A 15678-nucleotide genomic window follows, 5' to 3' on the forward strand; every position below is an offset into this window, starting at 1 on the left:
CGTGCAGTTCTGGATCGAGGCGCTGGTCAGCCTGCTGCTGCTGGCCGGCAGCCTGTTCACCCTGCTGGGCGCCATCGGCCTGTACCGACTGCCGGACTTCTACACCCGCCTGCACGCGCCGACCAAGGCGGCCACCCTGGGCGTCGGCGGGGTGCTGATCGCTTCGCTGGTGTACTTCAGCAGCCGTGGCGACAGCATCAGCCTGCATGAAGTGCTGATCACCGTGTTCCTCTTCATCACCGCGCCGGTGAGCGCGCACCTGCTGGCCAAGGCGGGGATGCAGCAGAAGCTGCCGCTGAAGAACGAAACCAGCGGCGAACCGTGGGAGTGACGGCGGGCGCTTTTCTGTAGGAGCGAGCTCTGCTCGCGAAGCTTTTGTGTTGCCGGTGTTCGCGAGCAGAGCTCGCTCCTACAAGACCAGGTCCGCGTTTCAGTCGGTGTAGAAGCGGGCGCAACAGTTTTTGCTGGTCGCTGTGTCTGTCGGCCGGTTCGGGCGGGCACCTATACTGCGTTGATTCCCGTCTTCTGGAGCGTTCCGTGCAGCATTCCCGGCCGTTCGCCCTCGCGTGCCTGGTGCTGGCCATGGCGCTGTGGGGCAGTTCCTTCGTCGCCCTGAAACTCGCCTTTCAGGAGTTCCCGCCCATGTGGGTGATCTTCGCCCGCATGGCCATCGGCAGCCTGATCTTCCTCGCCGCCTGGCGCTGGCGCGGGCGCATCGAATATCTCCCCGGCGACTGGAAATACCTGCTCGGCCTGGCGGTGTGCGAGCCGTGCCTGTACTTCATCTGCGAGTCGCTGGCGCTGCAGTACACCAGCGCGTCCCAGGCGGGCATGATCACCGCGCTGCTGCCGTTGCTGGTGGCGGTGGGGGCGTTCTTCCTGCTCAAGGAACGGATCGGCCGCAACACCTGGCTGGGCTTCCTGCTGGCGGTCATCGGCGCCCTGTGGCTGACCTTCGCCAGCGAGGCCGACATCCATGCGCCGCAGCCGCTGCTCGGCAACTTCCTGGAGTTCCTCGCGATGGTCTGCGCGACGGGCTATACCCTGTTGCTCAAGCACCTTTCCACGCGCTACTCGGCCTTCATCCTGACCGCCATGCAAGCCTTCATCGGCTCGATCTTCTTCCTGCCGCTGGCGGCGATCACCGCCGGCACGCCGCCTGTGCCCAGCGGGCAAGGGCTGTTCGCGCTGATCTATCTCGGCAGCGTGGTCACCGTCGGCGCCTATGGCCTGTACAACTTCGGCGTCAGCCGGCTGCCGGCCAGCCAGGCGTCGGGCTTCACCAACCTGATCCCGGTGTTCACCCTGATCTTCGCCGCGGCGTTCCTCGGCGAGCTGTTCAGCGGCCAGCAGGCCCTGGCCGCCGGCGTGGTGTTCGCCGGCGTGGCGCTCAGCCAGTGGCGCACCGCACCGACCACGCCGCCGGCCGGCGTGCTGGACTGATCGAATCCATTCCCTGCGAGGTATCGCCATGCTTAACGACGAACGCGTCTGGACTCGCGAGGCGATCCGCATCATCGACGCGGATTTCCAGCGCAGCGCCGACACCCACCTGATTCCCCTCGACCTACCCGGAATGCCGGGCGTCGACCTGTACTTCAAGGACGAGTCCAGCCACCCGACCGGCAGCCTCAAGCATCGCCTGGCGCGGTCGCTGTTCCTCTATGCGCTGTGCAACGGCTGGCTGAAACCGGGGGCGCCGGTGATCGAGGCTTCCAGCGGTTCGACGGCGATCTCCGAGGCGTACTTCGCCCGTCTGCTCGGGCTGCCGTTCATTGCGGTGATGCCGGCCAGCACTTCCAAGGAGAAGATCGCGCAGATCGCCTTCTATGGCGGCCAGAGCCACCTGGTCGACGATCCGACGCAGATCTACGCCGAGTCCGAGCGCCTGGCCCGCGAGAGCGGCGGCCACTTCATGGACCAGTTCACCTTCGCCGAGCGCGCCACCGACTGGCGGGCGAACAACAACATCGCCGAATCGATCTTCCAGCAGATGCGCCACGAGCGCTTCCCCGAGCCGTCCTGGCTGGTATCCAGCCCCGGCACCGGCGGCACCCTGGCCACGCTCGGCCGCTTCGCCCGTTATCGCCGCCATGAAACCCGCGTGCTGTGCGCCGACGCCGAGCGTTCGGTGTTCTTCGATGCCTACCGGACCGGCGACCGCAGCCTGACCCTGAGCTGCGGCTCGCGCATCGAGGGCATCGGCCGGCCGCGGGTGGAGGCTTCCTTCCTGCCGTCGGTGATCGACGCCATGGCCAAGGTGCCGGACGCCCTGTCGCTGGCGGCCATGCACTACCTCGCGAGAAGACTCGGCAGGCGTGTCGGCGGCTCCAGCGGCACCAACCTGATCGGCGCGCTGGTCGCCGGCCGGCAGATGGTGGCCAACGGCGAATCCGGCTCGGTGGTCGCGATCCTCTGCGACGGCGGCGAGCGCTATGCCGAGACCTACTACGACCGTTTCTGGCTGGTGCAGCAGGGGTTCGAGCTGGAGCCGCTGATCGAAGCGGTGCGCCAGTGTGCGGAAGAGGGCGCCGAGCTGCCCGGCATCGAACTGGCGGGCCTGCAGGGCGCCTGAGTTGCGGCTCAGTCGCCGCTGGCCGCACCCGGATAGGCACAGCCGCGCATGACCTGGCCTTGCAGGTGCAGCGTGGCGGAGAGATTGCTGAGGGTGCCGCTCATGTCGTTCACGCAATGCGCCGGGGCGACCCAGAGTTCCAGCTTCTCACCGTCGGCTTCGCTGGAGTAGCTGCTGCTGCCGTCGGGCAGACTCTCGACCACGTAGGGCAGCGCCAGTTGCGGTTGGCCCGGGCGCTGCACCAGCAGGCCCTGGCTGTTGACCATCACGCTCCAGCCCGGCTCGTTGCCGCCGGCGCGGACGATCAGGCGCTTGAAGTTCGGATCGTCGCAGCCGAAGCCCTCGCGCTGCAGGCGAAACAGCTTGTCGACTCCCAGCTTGCCATCGGTGCCGCTGGCGCTGCTGCCGCTGAAGGTGCCGCGCATATCGGCGAAGAGGACCTTGCCGCCGTCGCGGAACAGGTTGGCCGCTTCGCGGGCGATGCCGGTATTGCCGCTATCCTCGATACTGAACCGGCGCTGTTCGTTGCAGGGAGTGAACAGCAGCGTGTTGCCCTGGCGGGTGATCTCGCCCTGCTGGCGGGTGGCGCTCTGCAGGTCGGCGGACTTGGGCGTCCACACCTGGCAGGCGGCGAACAGCGGCAGGAGGCTGTAGAGGACGAAACGGCTTGGACGCATGGACGATCTCCCTGAAAGGGAGCCAAAGTTACCGAGCGGGCCGGCCTATCACAAGTGCCGGCACGGGAGAGTGGAATGATCAGATGCAAACGGGTTTACGCGCCGATGGAGGCGGACGACGGTCGCCGCGTGCTGGTCGACCGGCTGTGGCCACGGGGAGTCCGCAAGGAGGACCTGGCGGCGGAGTGGCTGAAGGATGTCGCGCCGTCCAACGAACTGCGCCAGCGCTTCCACCACGAGGCCGGTCTCTTCGGCGAGTTCCGCGAGGCCTATCGCAAGGAGCTGGCAGCGCATCCCGAACACTGGTGGGGGCTGCTGGACGTGGCGCGCAAGGGCAATCTCACGCTGCTCTACGGCGCGAAGGATGAGAAACACAACAACGCCCAGGTGCTTGCCGAGTTTCTCGAGGACGAACTGGAGCGCCTGCACCCCGGTAGTTCGCCGACGTGCTATGCGGGGGAGCTGGAGTAGGCGGGCGCCGATCGGCCGGAACCCGCCCCGGGCCTAGTGTTCCAGCCAGGCTTCGGCTTCGGCCTCGTGGTCCCGCTCGAACGACTTGATCTGCAGGCCGGGAATCAGCGCACCTTCGACCTCGCTGAGCTTCCTCACCCACTGCTTGTCGGCGACCACCGCCATGCGGTCGAAGCGCCGGACGAACCGGTACAGCTGCGGGATGCGCGACAGTTCGACGCCCATTGCGCCCAGCGTGGGAAGCTGGAAGTCACCGATCCGATAGAGCATCCGGCCATGTTCGATGCCTTCGGACTGCTTGCCCAGTTCATCGAGCGCGACTCGCATTTCGCTGCTGTCGAGTTTTCCTGCGAAGTTCACGTCTATGCGATTCTCGCCATTACGCATTACCTGGAACATAACGCCTCCTCCAACGGGGAGTGATTCCCGGCATATGCCGCCTCCTGCGACGGACGCTGCACATCCGCTGTGCGTCAACAACTAACTATAGAACCCTCGCCGCGACCGGGAAACACGCCGGAGTCCACGTAGGTTGGCGCTGAGCGCAGCGAAGCCCAACATCTGCCGGCCGCACCGTTGGGCTTCGCAAGCTCAGCGCCAACCTACGGGCAGCGCCAACGTTTTTTTACCAGATTCGGTAGACCTGCCCGGTCTGCGCGCCTTCGACGCTGCGTGCGTATCCGAGTGCGGCATCGGCCGCCGGCACCGGCTTGAAGCCGCGGAAATACGGTGCGTAGTCCGGCGACTCGACCAGCACGTTCGGGCTGACCGCGTTGATCCGCATGCCGCGTGGCAGCTCCAGCGCGGCGCTGCGGACGAAGCCTTCGAGGCCGGCGTTGACCATGCTTGCCGAGGCGCCGTAGCGGATCGGGTCTTCGCTGAGGATGCCGGTGGTCAGGGTGAAGGACGCGCCATCGTTGGCGAACTCGCGGCCGATCAGCACCAGGTTGACCTGGCCCATCAGCTTGTCCCGCAGGCCGACGGCGAATTCCTTCTCGCCCATCTCCGCCAGCGCGCCGAAATGCACACCGCCGGCCGCGCTGACCAGCGCATCGAAGCTGCCGACCTTCTCGAACAGTGCGCGAATCGAGGCGCTGTCGGTGATGTCCGCATGCAGGTCGCCGCTGTTGCGGCCGACGCGGACGATGTCGTGGCGCTGGCCCAGTTCGTTGGCCACTGCCTTGCCGAGGGTGCCGCTGGCGCCGATCAGGATGATTTTCATGGAAGCTCCGGGTGTCTGCGGGAGAGGTGGAACCAGTGTAGGAAGGTCGTGAGTTGTGATAATCCTTCCAATTGCCAACCTGTCGTTTTCATAGGGAAACAATCATGGGCGATCTGGAAGACCTCTCCGCCTTCGCCGTACTGCTGGACAGCGGCAGCTTCACCCGCGCCGCCGAGCGCCTGGGCTGCAGCAAGGGGCAGTTGTCCAAGCGCATTTCCTCGCTGGAGCAGGAACTGGGCGTGACCCTGCTGCACCGCACCACCCGGCGCCTGTCGCTGACCGCCGCGGGAGCGGCGCTGCTGCCCGAGGCGCAGGCGCTCAACGCCCAGGCCGCGCGGGCGCGCCAGGCGGTGGCGCGGCTGCAGGAGGAGGAGAGCGGCACGGTGCGGCTGAGCGTGCCGGTGTCGCTGGGCGAGACTTTCTTCGACGCCTGGCTGATGGAGTTTTCCCGCCAGCATCCGGCCATCCGCCTGGAGCTGGACCTGTCCAACGAACGCCGCGACCTGGTCGCCGAGGGTTTCGATCTGGCGATCCGCTCGGGCATCGGCGAGGACGAACGGCTGGTGGCGCGGCCGCTGTTCGCCTTGCAGGAAATCACCTGCGCCACCCCGGCCTATCTGGCGCAGCACGGAACGCCCACGGCGCCGGCGGATCTGGCCGCGCATTGCTGCCTGCAGAACACCCATTACCCGGCGCCGGATGTCTGGCTCTACCAGAAGCAGCACGAACTGTTCCGCGTACCGGTGAGCGGCGTGCTGGCGAGCAACCACTACACGCTGCTGAAAAAGGCCGCGCTGGCCGACGCGGGGATCGTCCGGCTGCCGTCGTACATGCTCCAGAGCGAACTGGCCGAGGGACGGTTGATATGGCTGCTACGCGAGTACCAGACGCGCAGCACGCCGGTTTTCCTCGTCCACCCCTACCAGGGCGGCCTGCCACGGCGTACGCAGTTGCTCGCCGATTACCTGCTCGGCTGGTTCGAACGCAGTCGCAAGCAACTGGTGGAGCTTGGCGGCTAGTCCAGCGCCGGCCGAGTTGAGCTTCGCTGCGTAGGTTGGCGCTGAACGCAGTGAAGCCCAACATCTGGTGGGCGCGGGATCGTTGGGCTTCGCAAGCTCAGCCGCAACCTACGGATCGGTGGCTCAACGACGATGGTGATTCCGTTACCGCATGGGTATCGCTGCGCTCAACCCATCCTACGAGGTGCTTACACTTGCGCGTCGGCCAGCGCGCTGTCCAGGCTTTCCAGCAGCAGATCGGCATGCTCCTGCTCGAATACCAGTAGCGGCCGGATCTTCAGGATGTTCTCCAATGGCCCGGCCGCGCTGATCAGCACCCCGCGCTCGCGCATGCCGTTGACTACCCGTCGGGTCTGCGAGGCGGCGGGTGACTTGCTCTGGCGGTCGGTAACCAGCTCGACGCCCAGGAACATGCCCGCGCCGCGCACGTCGCCGATCAGTTCATGGCGTTCGGCGAGTCGGCGGAAGCCGTCCCGCAGGTAGCTGCCCAGCTGTTCGGAGCGTTGCTGCAGCCTCTCCTGCTGGATGATGTCGAGCACTGCCTTGCCGGCCGCGCAGGACACCGGATTACCGCCGAAGGTATTGAAGTAGCGCACGCTGCGACCGAACTGTTCGATGACTTCGGCCCGAGCGACCACTCCCGCGATCGGCTGGCCGTTGCCCATGGGCTTGCCCAGAGTGACGATGTCCGGCTGCACGCCGTGGCGCTCGAATCCCCACATCCGTTCCCCGCAACGGGCGAAACCGCTCTGCACTTCGTCGGCGATGTACAGCAGCCCCTCCGCGCGGGCCACCGCCACGGCCTCGGCGAGGAAGCCGGCCGGGTCGGGGAGTACGCCATCGCTGGCGAATATGCCGTCCAGCAGCAGTGCGGCGGGCTTGATGCCGTTGGCGCGCAGGTCGGCGATGGCGGCGCGCACGTCCTCGGCGAGGATGGCAGCGACATTATCGGCACCCAGTCGATAGGCATCCGGCGCGCGCACGGTGCGCGCATGGGCGGGCAGGGTGATGCCGGCGCCGAGCGAGGGCGAGAGTTCGGAAATGTCGCCGGTGACGCCGTGGTAGGCGAAGCGGGTGATGATCACGCCTTCGCCCCCGGTGTAGTGGCGGGCGATGCGCAACGCCAGGTCGTTCGCCTCGCTGCCGGTGCAGGTGAACATGACGCGGTCCAGTTCAGCCGGGAAGGTAGCCAGCAACTGCTCGGCGTAGTCGAGGATGCCTTCCTGCAGATAGCGCGTATGGGTGTTCAGGCGACCCGCCTGGGCGCAGATGGCCTCGACCACCTGTGGATGGCAATGACCGACCGAGGCGACGTTGTTGTAGGCGTCCAGGTAGCGCCGTCCGGTTTCGTCGTATAGCCAGACGCCTTCGCCGCGCACCGTGTGCAGCGGGCGCTCGTAGAACAGCCGATAGGCAGGGCCGAGCAGGCGCTCGCGGCGCTCGATGAGCTGGCGTTCCTGTTCGCCCAGGCGTTGGGCATCGGCGTCGCTGAATCCGTTGATCATGCTCATGCGTCGGGTTCCTCCTGGCAGGCCCGGGCGATCTGCTCCCGGGCCTGGCTGCGGGGCATGCTGGCGAGCCCTTGCAGGCTCTGCCAGGCGTGATGGGTGTTGCGCAGAATGTAGTCGCGGTTTTCCGGATGCAGGCTGACGCGCCATGCGGTGATGCTCACGGTCATCACCAGGCGGGTGGCGATCAGGTCGGCGAGGATTTCCAGCTCGGCGTCCTGCAGGGGGTTGCGGCGATGGTACGCCGCGATGAACTCGCAGGCGCTGCCCAGGGGATCGCTCAGGCCGCCCATCTGGTAGGCCGCCGCCACCGCCAGGTCGTTGACCAGCGGCGCGCGCACCATGTCGCCGAAATCGAGGATGTTGAGCAGGAGTTCCGGATGCTGCGGATCGACGATGACATTGTGCGGGTTCAGGTCGTTGTGGATCACCTGCGCGCGCAGCGAAGGCAGGCGCGGCAGCGCGTGGCGTTCGAAGTTGTCGAGGAAGCGCGTAGCCAGGGCGCGCTGATCCGGCTGCTCGATATGGACCAGCAGACGGCGCAGGCGCGAGGCGTGTTTCATGTCCCATAGCAGCTCATGGCCGGAGGCGGGGTGCTCGAGGTCGGCCAGGGCGAGGTCCAGGCGAGCCAGCGCGTCGCCCAGGTTCTGCCGCAACGCGCGGCTGCGCTGGGGGACGCGGTGCAGCGGCAGCCCGTCGACGAAGGAAAACAGCCGCGCCAGCATGTGTTGTCCGTCCACCTCGACGTCGACCTGGTAGTTGCCGTCCTGTGCGGGATAGACACGCTGCACCGGCAGATCCGGGTCATTGCGCTGTATCTGCAGCAGTGCCTGGTTCTGGAAGTCCACGACCTGCGGGTCTTCCAGCGGATGCGAGAGTTTCAGCAGGCGGGTGGTGCCGTCGGCCTGGGTGATCTGGAAATTCAGGTCGCGCTCGCCGGCCAGTTTCTGCGCCGCGCCGTCGAAGGCGAAGCAGCGTGAGGCGATGGCGACGGCCTGCTCGATGCTGACCTGGGCCGGGGCGGCTTCGAGCAGGTGATCGTGGGCGGATACGGTGTTCAGGGACAAGGGTGATACTCCATCAGTTCATGCATGAAGCGGCCCGGCAGGCTTCGATGAGCCTCGTTCGGCGCGACGCCGGACGAGGCTCGCCGGATTACTTGCTCGCCCAGGCGTTGAAGCGCGTTTCCAGTTCTTCACCGTGGTCGATCCAGAACTCCGTGTCCATTGCCCGCGCGTTCTCCAGGTTCTTCGGCGCGGTGGGCAGGATCGGCTGGATCGCCGGGTCGATCAGATCGATTGTGTGCGTGTTGGTCGGACCGTAGGGAATCGCCTCGGCGAAGACCTTCTGGTGCTGCGGGTCGTTGGCCTTGGCGATGAACTGCTCGGCCAGCGCCTTGTTCTTGCTGCCCTTGACGATGGCCCAGTGGTCCAGGTCGTACAGGCTGCCGTCCCACTGCATGACGAACGGACGGCCTTCCTTCTGCGCGGTGGCCACGCGTCCGTTGTAGGCCGAGGTCATCACTACGTCACCGGCGGCGAGCCATTGCAGCGGCTGCGCACCGGCCTCCCACCACTGGATGTTCGGCTTGATTTGGTCGAGCTTGCGGAACGCGCGGTCTACGCCTTCCTTGGTGCCGAGGACCTTGTACAGGTCTTCCTGTTTTACACCGTCGGCGAGCAGCGCGAACTCCAGGGTGAACTTGGCGCCACGGCGCAGGCCGCGCTTGCCGGGGAAGCGCTGCACATCCCAGAAGTCGGCCCAGCCGGTGGGTGCGGCGGCCAGCTTGCTGGAGTCGTAGGCGAGCACAGTGGACCAGATGAAGATGCCGGCGCCGCATTCGGTTACGGCGGCGTCGAGGAAGTCCTCGCGCTTGCCGAGCTTCGACCAGTCCAGCGGCTCGAACAGGCCCTCGCTGCAACCGCGGATCAGCTCCGGCGACTCGACCTCGACCACGTCCCAACTGGTCTGCCCGGTATCGGCCATGACCTTGATCTTGGCCATCTCGCCGTTGTACTCGGCGGCCTGGACGGTCGCACCGGTCTGCTTGGCGAAGGGCTGGTAGAACGCTTTTTCCTGGGCGGTCTTGTTGTCGCCGCCAAACGAAACCACGGTGAGTTTTTCGGCGGCGTGAAGCTGGGCGGCGCTGCCGGCCAGCAGAATCAGTGCTGCGACTTTCTTGAACATGCGAGTGCTCCTGGGTGGGGCCATCCGGCCCGCGAAATAGGGGGCAGCTTCAAGAGAGGGGCGATATCGGCGCATTCACGGGGGCCGATTCGCTCCCGGTACGTTACGGCGACGAGCTCCAGGCCCTGGAATCCCGTCGCGAAAGCGCGTGTCGTTGCATGGTGTGGTCCTCCGTTTTCTTGTTGTTGTCACGGGTGGGACTTCATTAAAGCATCAATAAAAATATGATGCATCATGTTTTGTTTGAAAGGAATTTGAGCCATTATCCGCTCACTACGACTCAGCCGCTGCACGGGACGGAATCGACAATGAAGGGGCAGAAGACGTTATTGCTCACCGGCGCCAGCCGGGGTATCGGCCACGCGACAGTGAAGTATTTCAATGCCGCCGGTTGGCGGGTGTTCACCGCGTCGCGGCAGGACTGGGCCGCGGAATGTCCCTGGGCCGATGGCCTGGTGAACCATATCCATCTCGATCTGGAGGACATTGAGAGTGTCGAAAGCAGCCTGCCGCTGATCCGCGAGAAGCTTGGCGACGGGCGCCTGGACGCGCTGGTCAACAACGCCGGGATTTCGCCGAAGGGCGCGGAAGGGCAGCGCATGGGTGTGCTGGAAAGCGACTATGCGACCTGGCTCAAGGTGTTCAACGTCAACCTGTTCTCCACCGCACTGCTCGCCCGCGGCCTGTTCGACGAGCTGAAGGCGGCGCAGGGGACCATCATCAACGTCACCTCCATCGCCGGCTCACGTGTGCATCCGTTCGCCGGAGTGGCCTATGCCTCCTCGAAGGCTGCGCTGGCGGCGCTGACCCGGGAAATGGCCTATGACTTCGGCCGCCACGGTGTACGCGTCAACGCCATCGCGCCGGGGGAGATCGACACGGCGATCCTGTCCTCGGGCACCGAGCTGATCGTCGAGCGCGACATTCCCATGCACCGCCTGGGCAAGCCGGAAGAGGTCGCCGCGCTGATCCATTTCCTCTGTACCAGCAGCGCGTCGTATGTGAACGGGGCGGAAATCCATGTGAACGGCGGGCAGCACGTCTGACCCGCTGGAATTCGTGTCCGCCAGCGACGATCATTTGTCCCTGAACTGTCCTACAGCGCCAGTCGCTTCGCCCGAACCATCACGAGACGCGCATGAACTACCCGATCGAAGGCCTCAACCATTCCTACCTGGGCAGCAGCGTCTATGCCTTGCTGCGCGAGGCGCTGATCACCGGTCGTTTCAAGCCGGACGACAGGTTGCGTATCCGTGACCTGGCGCAGCAACTGGGCACCAGCGTAACGCCGGTGCGCGATGCGATCCTGCAGTTGGCCAAGGAGCAGGCGCTGGAGCTGCGCACGCCGCGCGACATACGCGTGCCGCTGCTGACCAGCGAGCAGTACCTGGAAATTCGCAGTATCCGCGTTGCCCTCGAAGGTCTCGCCGCCGAGACTGCCGCGGCGAAGGTCAGCGCCGAGCAGCTGGCGATGCTGGAAACGAACATCCGCGACAATCTCGCAGCGATCCATGCCGAGGACCTGGTTTCCGCGCTCAAGCTGAACCAGGCCTTCCACTTCGCCCTTGCCGACATCGCCGGGATGCCGCTGCTACGAGCCTTCCTCGACAGCCTGTGGATGCGCACCGGGCCGCTGATCGCCCAGGCCTACGGCGATTTCAACGAGCGCATGGCCGTCGAGCACCACTGGGAAGTCCTGCGCGCGCTACAGAAGGGGGATGGCGCCGCGGCGCGCGAGGCGATCCACATCGATCTGCTGGATGGCAGCGAGAAGATGCTGGAGTTCATCGCCCAGAATGAAAGCGACGCCCAACTGGCCGGCTGATCGCCGGCTGTAGGAGGGGGCCAGGCCCCCGAACCGTCTTCGCGCCATGGCTGGTCGCGGGCCTGGCCCCTACGAGTTGCAATGCTCACCGTAGGTTGGCGCTGAGCAACGCGAAACCCAACATCGCCATCGTTGGGCTTCACTGCGTTCAGCACCAACCTACGCGGGTTCTGGCCCAGACACCCAGCCATATAGTTACGCAGGATGCAAGACAGTTGCTCCTACGGTTCGCTCGTGCAGAACGTAGGGTGGAAAACGGCGAAGCCTTTTCCACCATCAAGCGCAGTGCGACGGGGCGGTGGACAAGCTTCGCGTTGTCCACCCTACAAAAAGCACCCTCGGTCGCAAGACAGTTGCTCCTACAGGGTATGCCGCAACCCGCGGCGTGCGTATTCATTCCGCGCATGAAAAACGGCCCCGAAGGGCCGTTTTTCGTAGCGTCGAAGGATCAACCGCCGAGGTAGGCGTCGCGCACCTTCGGGTTCACCAGCAGGTTGGCGCCGCTGTCCTGCATGACGATCCGGCCGTTCTCCAGCACATAGCCACGGTCAGCGAGCTTCAGTGCCTGGTTGGCGTTCTGCTCGACCAGGAAGATGGTCACGCCTTCCTGGCGCAGCTGCTCGATGATGTCGAAGATCTGCTGGATGATGATCGGCGCCAGGCCCAGCGATGGCTCGTCGAGCAGCAGCAACTTGGGCTTGCTCATCAGGGCGCGGCCGATGGCGAGCATCTGCTGCTCGCCGCCGGACATGGTGCCGCCGCGCTGGCTGAAGCGCTCCTTCAGGCGCGGGAACAGGTCCAGGACCTTGTCCATCTGCGCCTGATAGTCGCCCTTGCTGGTGAAGAAACCGCCCATCGCCAGGTTCTCTTCCACAGTCAGGCGAGCGAACACGCGGCGGCCTTCCGGCACGACGGCGATGCTCTTGCGCATGATGTCGGAAGATTCCTGGCCGACCAGTTCCTCGCCCAGGTACTTGATGCTGCCGGAGGCCGCGCGCGGCGAGCCGCACAGGGTCATCAGCAGGGTCGACTTGCCGGCGCCGTTGGCGCCGATCAGGGTGACGATCTCGCCTTTTTCCACTTCCAGGCTGACGTCGTGCAGCGCCTGGATCTTGCCGTAGAAGGTGGAGACCTTTTCGAACTTCAGCATGCCTCAGGCCTCCCCCAGATAGGCTTTGATCACGTCCGGGTTGCCGCGGATTTCTTCCGGGGTGCCGTCGGCCAGGGGAGTGCCCTGGTTGATCACGTAGATGTGGTCGGAAATGCTCATCACCAGCTTCATGTCGTGCTCGATCAGCAGCACGGTGACGCCGTGTTCGGCGCGCAGCATGGCGATCAGCGCCTTGAGGTCCTCGGTCTCGCGCGGGTTGAGGCCGGCGGCCGGTTCGTCGAGCATGAGGATCTGCGGGCGGGTCATCATGCAGCGGGCGATTTCCAGGCGGCGCTGCTGGCCGTAGGCGAGGGTGCCGGCCGGGCGGTTGGCGACTTCCTTGAGGTTCACCACTTCCAGCCAGTGCGCCGCGTAGTCCAGCGCTTCGGCCTCGGCGCGGCGGAACGCCGGGGTCTTCAGCAGGCCGGCGAAGAAGTTGGTGTTGATGTGCCGGTGCTGGGCTACCAGCAGGTTCTCCACCGCGGTCATTTCCTTGAACAGGCGGACGTTCTGGAAGGTCCGCACCACACCCTTGTGGGCGATCTTGTGCCCGGGCAGGCCATGCACCGCTTCGCCGCGCAGGAGGATCTGGCCGCCGGTGGGCTGGTAGAAACCGGTCAGGCAGTTGAACACGGTGGTCTTGCCGGCGCCGTTCGGGCCGATCATCGAGACCACCTGCTTTTCCTGGACCTTGAGGTTCACCCCGTTGACGGCCAGCAGGCCGCCGAAGCGCATGGTCAGGCCGCTTACATCGAGAATGGTCTGGCTCATTTGCGCAACTCCAGATGCGGGCGCTGCATGGGCAGCAGGCCCTGCGGACGCCAGATCATCATCAGCACCATGAGGGCGCCGAACATCAACATGCGGTATTCGCTGAATTCACGCATCAGCTCGGGCAGCAGGATCATCACCACGGCGGCGAGGATCACCCCGAGCTGCGAGCCCATGCCACCCAGCACGACGATGGCGAGGATGATCGCCGACTCGATGAAGGTGAACGACTCCGGCGTCACCAGGCCCTGGCGCGCGGCGAAGAAGCTGCCGGCGAAACCGGCGAAGCAGGCGCCGAGGGTGAAGGCGGAGAGCTTGATGATCGTCGGATTCAGGCCGAGCGCGCGGCAGGCGATCTCGTCCTCGCGCAGGGCTTCCCAGGCGCGGCCGATCGGCATGCGCAGCAGGCGGTTGATCACGAACAGCGCCAGCAGGGCGAGGAGCAGGGCGACCAGGTAGAGGAAGATCACCTTGTAGTTCGAGTTGTAGGCGATGCCGAGGAACTCGTGGAAGGTCTGCATCCCTTCCGGCGCGCGACGCTCGAAGGTCAGGCCGAACAGGGTCGGCTTGTCGATGTTGCTGATGCCGTTGGGGCCGCCGGTCAGCCAGGTCATGTTGCGCAGCAGGATGCGGATGATCTCGCCGAAGCCGAGGGTGACGATCGCCAGGTAGTCGCCGCGCAGACGCAACACCGGGAAGCCGAGGATGAAGCCGAAGAACGCCGCCATCAGGCCGGCGATCGGCAGGCACACCCAGAAGCCCAGCCCGTAGTAGTGCGAGAGCAGCGCATAGCTGTACGCACCGACGGCGTAGAAGCCCACGTAACCCAGGTCGAGCAGGCCCGCCAGGCCGACCACGATGTTCAGGCCGAGGCCGAGCAGTACGTAGATCAGGATCAGCGTGGCGATGTCCACCGCACCGCGCGAACCGAAGAACGGCCAGGCCAGGGCGACCAGGATCAGCACGAAGATGATGCGGCGCTGCACCGAGGAGTGGGTCAGGCGTTCGGCCAGCTTGCTGTGCGGCCTCGACAGCGCCTGCTTGACGCTGGAACCGAAGGCGAAGTGATGGCGCACCAGTTGCCAGACGAACATGCCCACGGCGCACGCGGCGATGATCCACAGGGTCATCGGTTTGGCGCCATGCACCTGCAGGCCGATGCCTACGACGCTGAGCTTCAGGCCCAGCACGGGATACGCCACGGCCAGCACCAGGAGGGCGCTGAAGAAGGCGGTCTTGATTTGCTTGCTCATACCTTTTCCACCTCCGGACGGCCGAGGAGACCGGTGGGCCGGAACAGCAGGACCAGGACAAGCAGGCTGAACGCCACCACGTCCTTGTATTGGTCACCGAACACGTCGGCGCCGAAGGCTTCGGCGACGCCGAGCACCAGGCCGCCGAGCATGGCGCCGGGGATGCTGCCGATACCGCCGAGCACCGCTGCGGTGAATGCCTTGATGCCGGCGAGGAAGCCGATATGCGGGTTGATCACGCCGTACTGCATGCCCAGCAGCACCGCGGCCACGGCGGCCAGGGTGGCGCCGATGACGAAGGTCAGGGCGATGATGTTGTTGGTGTTGATGCCCAGCAGGTTGGCCATCTTCAGGTCTTCCGCGCAGGCACGGCAGGCGCGGCCCAGGCGGGAGCGGGAGATGAACATGCTGAGGCCGTACATGGTCAGCAGGGTGACGATGAAGATCAGCACCTGCATGTACGAGATGGTCACGCCGGTCATTGCATCGGGACCGATGATGAGGTTGCCCGGCAGCGGGTTGGGGATGGCCTTGTCCTTGGAGTCCTGGGCCAATAGCACTTCGTTCTGCAGGAAGATCGACATGCCGATCGCCGAGATCAGCGGGATCAGCCGGTTGCTTCCGCGCAGCGGTCGGTAGGCTATCCGTTCGATGCTGTAGCCGTACGCACTGGTGACGATGATGCTCGCGGCGAAGGCGCAGACGATGACGATCGGCAGACTGACGATCCCCATCATGGCCAGGCCGGTGATCACGATGAAGGCTACGTACGAGCCAATCATGTATACCTCGCCATGGGCGAAGTTGATCATGCCGATGATGCCGTAGACCATGGTGTAGCCGATGGCGATCAGGGCATAGGTGCTGCCAACGGTGAGCCCGTTAACCAGCTGTTGCAGGTAGTGGTAGAGATCAGGCATTACCTAACTCCTCGGGCGTCGCGTGAAGCGGCGCTTGTGGCGCGACGGACCCCCGGAAAACTCGGATAAACAAAGCCCACTGCATGCTGGCAGTGGGCTT

General features: G+C 65.3%; 17 protein-coding genes. 7 read left to right on the forward strand and 10 right to left on the reverse strand.

Going from position 1 to position 15678, the window contains the following annotated elements; genetic code table 11:
• The first annotated feature begins 1 nt into the window (after nt 1).
• The 3 genes from JFY56_RS14160 (at nt 2) to JFY56_RS14170 (ending at nt 2575) form a co-directional block, all read left to right on the forward strand.
• Nucleotides 2-331 (forward strand): Na+/H+ antiporter subunit G, encoded by a 330-nt coding sequence (locus JFY56_RS14160; RefSeq protein WP_208314749.1) that lies wholly within the window; start codon nt 2-4, stop codon nt 329-331.
• 206 nt (nt 332-537) lie between these two features.
• Nucleotides 538-1443, forward strand: a complete 906-nt coding sequence (locus JFY56_RS14165; protein ID WP_208314464.1) for a DMT family transporter — start codon at nt 538-540, stop codon at nt 1441-1443.
• Nucleotides 1444-1471: 28 nt separating this feature from the next.
• Nucleotides 1472-2575 carry a PLP-dependent cysteine synthase family protein gene (locus tag JFY56_RS14170; protein ID WP_208314465.1) on the forward strand — a complete coding sequence of 368 codons (1104 nt, stop codon included), beginning with the start codon at nt 1472-1474 and terminating at the stop codon, nt 2573-2575.
• A gap of 8 nt (nt 2576-2583) precedes the next feature.
• Here the strand turns inward: JFY56_RS14170 and JFY56_RS14175 are convergent, their stop codons facing one another.
• Nucleotides 2584-3252, reverse strand: coding sequence for a COG3650 family protein (locus JFY56_RS14175; protein WP_208314467.1), 669 nt, complete (start codon nt 3250-3252; stop codon nt 2584-2586).
• Between the two features lie 75 nt (nt 3253-3327).
• On the opposite strand from JFY56_RS14175, the gene JFY56_RS14180 reads away from it, so the two are divergent.
• Nucleotides 3328-3723, forward strand: coding sequence for a DUF488 domain-containing protein (locus tag JFY56_RS14180; RefSeq protein ID WP_208314468.1), 396 nt, complete (start codon nt 3328-3330; stop codon nt 3721-3723).
• 33 nt (nt 3724-3756) lie between these two features.
• Here JFY56_RS14180 and JFY56_RS14185 read toward each other — a convergent pair whose 3' ends face one another.
• Both JFY56_RS14185 and JFY56_RS14190 read right to left on the reverse strand, forming a co-directional pair.
• Nucleotides 3757-4122 carry a SpoIIAA family protein gene (locus JFY56_RS14185; RefSeq protein ID WP_208314470.1) on the reverse strand — a complete coding sequence of 122 codons (366 nt, stop codon included), beginning with the start codon at nt 4120-4122 and terminating at the stop codon, nt 3757-3759.
• Nucleotides 4123-4348: 226 nt separating this feature from the next.
• Nucleotides 4349-4945 carry a short chain dehydrogenase gene (locus JFY56_RS14190; RefSeq protein ID WP_208314472.1) on the reverse strand — a complete coding sequence of 199 codons (597 nt, stop codon included), beginning with the start codon at nt 4943-4945 and terminating at the stop codon, nt 4349-4351.
• Nucleotides 4946-5049: 104 nt separating this feature from the next.
• Between JFY56_RS14190 and JFY56_RS14195 the strand changes: the two genes are divergently transcribed.
• Nucleotides 5050-5964 (forward strand): LysR family transcriptional regulator, encoded by a 915-nt coding sequence (locus JFY56_RS14195; RefSeq protein ID WP_208314473.1) that lies wholly within the window; start codon nt 5050-5052, stop codon nt 5962-5964.
• Nucleotides 5965-6152: 188 nt separating this feature from the next.
• On the opposite strand, the gene JFY56_RS14200 is transcribed toward JFY56_RS14195, so the two are convergent.
• From JFY56_RS14200 to JFY56_RS14210, 3 genes are all read right to left on the reverse strand, one after another.
• Entirely contained in the window at nt 6153-7475 is a 1323-nt protein-coding gene (locus JFY56_RS14200) for an aspartate aminotransferase family protein (RefSeq protein ID WP_208314474.1), read from the reverse strand.
• Nucleotides 7472-8539 carry a phosphotransferase gene (locus tag JFY56_RS14205; protein ID WP_208314475.1) on the reverse strand — a complete coding sequence of 356 codons (1068 nt, stop codon included), beginning with the start codon at nt 8537-8539 and terminating at the stop codon, nt 7472-7474. The genes JFY56_RS14200 and JFY56_RS14205 overlap by 4 nt, the downstream gene beginning before the upstream one ends.
• Before the next feature lie 88 nt (nt 8540-8627).
• The gene (locus JFY56_RS14210; RefSeq protein ID WP_208314477.1) at nt 8628-9659 is read right to left on the reverse strand and encodes an ABC transporter substrate-binding protein; all 1032 of its coding nucleotides are present in this window, start codon (nt 9657-9659) and stop codon (nt 8628-8630) included.
• A 308-nt stretch (nt 9660-9967) separates the two neighbouring features.
• Here JFY56_RS14210 and JFY56_RS14215 point away from each other — a divergent pair, with 308 nt between their 5' ends.
• Together JFY56_RS14215 and JFY56_RS14220 are read left to right on the forward strand one after the other, a co-directional pair.
• Entirely contained in the window at nt 9968-10705 is a 738-nt protein-coding gene (locus JFY56_RS14215; protein ID WP_208314479.1) for an SDR family NAD(P)-dependent oxidoreductase, read from the forward strand.
• Between the two features lie 92 nt (nt 10706-10797).
• On the forward strand, nt 10798-11484 hold the full coding sequence (locus JFY56_RS14220) for a GntR family transcriptional regulator (RefSeq protein ID WP_208314481.1): 687 nt from the start codon (nt 10798-10800) through the stop codon (nt 11482-11484).
• A 448-nt stretch (nt 11485-11932) separates the two neighbouring features.
• On the opposite strand, the gene JFY56_RS14225 is transcribed toward JFY56_RS14220, so the two are convergent.
• Genes JFY56_RS14225 through livH form a run of 4 tightly spaced genes read right to left on the reverse strand, consistent with a single transcriptional unit; the run spans nt 11933 to nt 15578 of the window.
• Complete coding sequence (locus JFY56_RS14225) at nt 11933-12634, reverse strand: ABC transporter ATP-binding protein (protein ID WP_208314482.1); 702 nt, start codon at nt 12632-12634, stop codon at nt 11933-11935.
• A 3-nt stretch (nt 12635-12637) separates the two neighbouring features.
• Entirely contained in the window at nt 12638-13405 is a 768-nt protein-coding gene (livG, locus tag JFY56_RS14230; protein ID WP_208314484.1) for a high-affinity branched-chain amino acid ABC transporter ATP-binding protein LivG, read from the reverse strand.
• Nucleotides 13402-14658, reverse strand: a complete 1257-nt coding sequence (locus JFY56_RS14235; RefSeq protein WP_208314486.1) for a high-affinity branched-chain amino acid ABC transporter permease LivM — start codon at nt 14656-14658, stop codon at nt 13402-13404. Before JFY56_RS14235 ends, livG begins: the two co-directional genes overlap by 4 nt.
• The gene (gene livH / locus JFY56_RS14240) at nt 14655-15578 is read right to left on the reverse strand and encodes a high-affinity branched-chain amino acid ABC transporter permease LivH (protein WP_208314488.1); all 924 of its coding nucleotides are present in this window, start codon (nt 15576-15578) and stop codon (nt 14655-14657) included. Before livH ends, JFY56_RS14235 begins: the two co-directional genes overlap by 4 nt.
• Nucleotides 15579-15678 lie beyond the last annotated feature (100 nt).

The organism is Pseudomonas schmalbachii (assembly GCF_017589465.1).
Classification (GTDB): Bacteria; Pseudomonadota; Gammaproteobacteria; order Pseudomonadales; family Pseudomonadaceae; genus Pseudomonas; species Pseudomonas schmalbachii.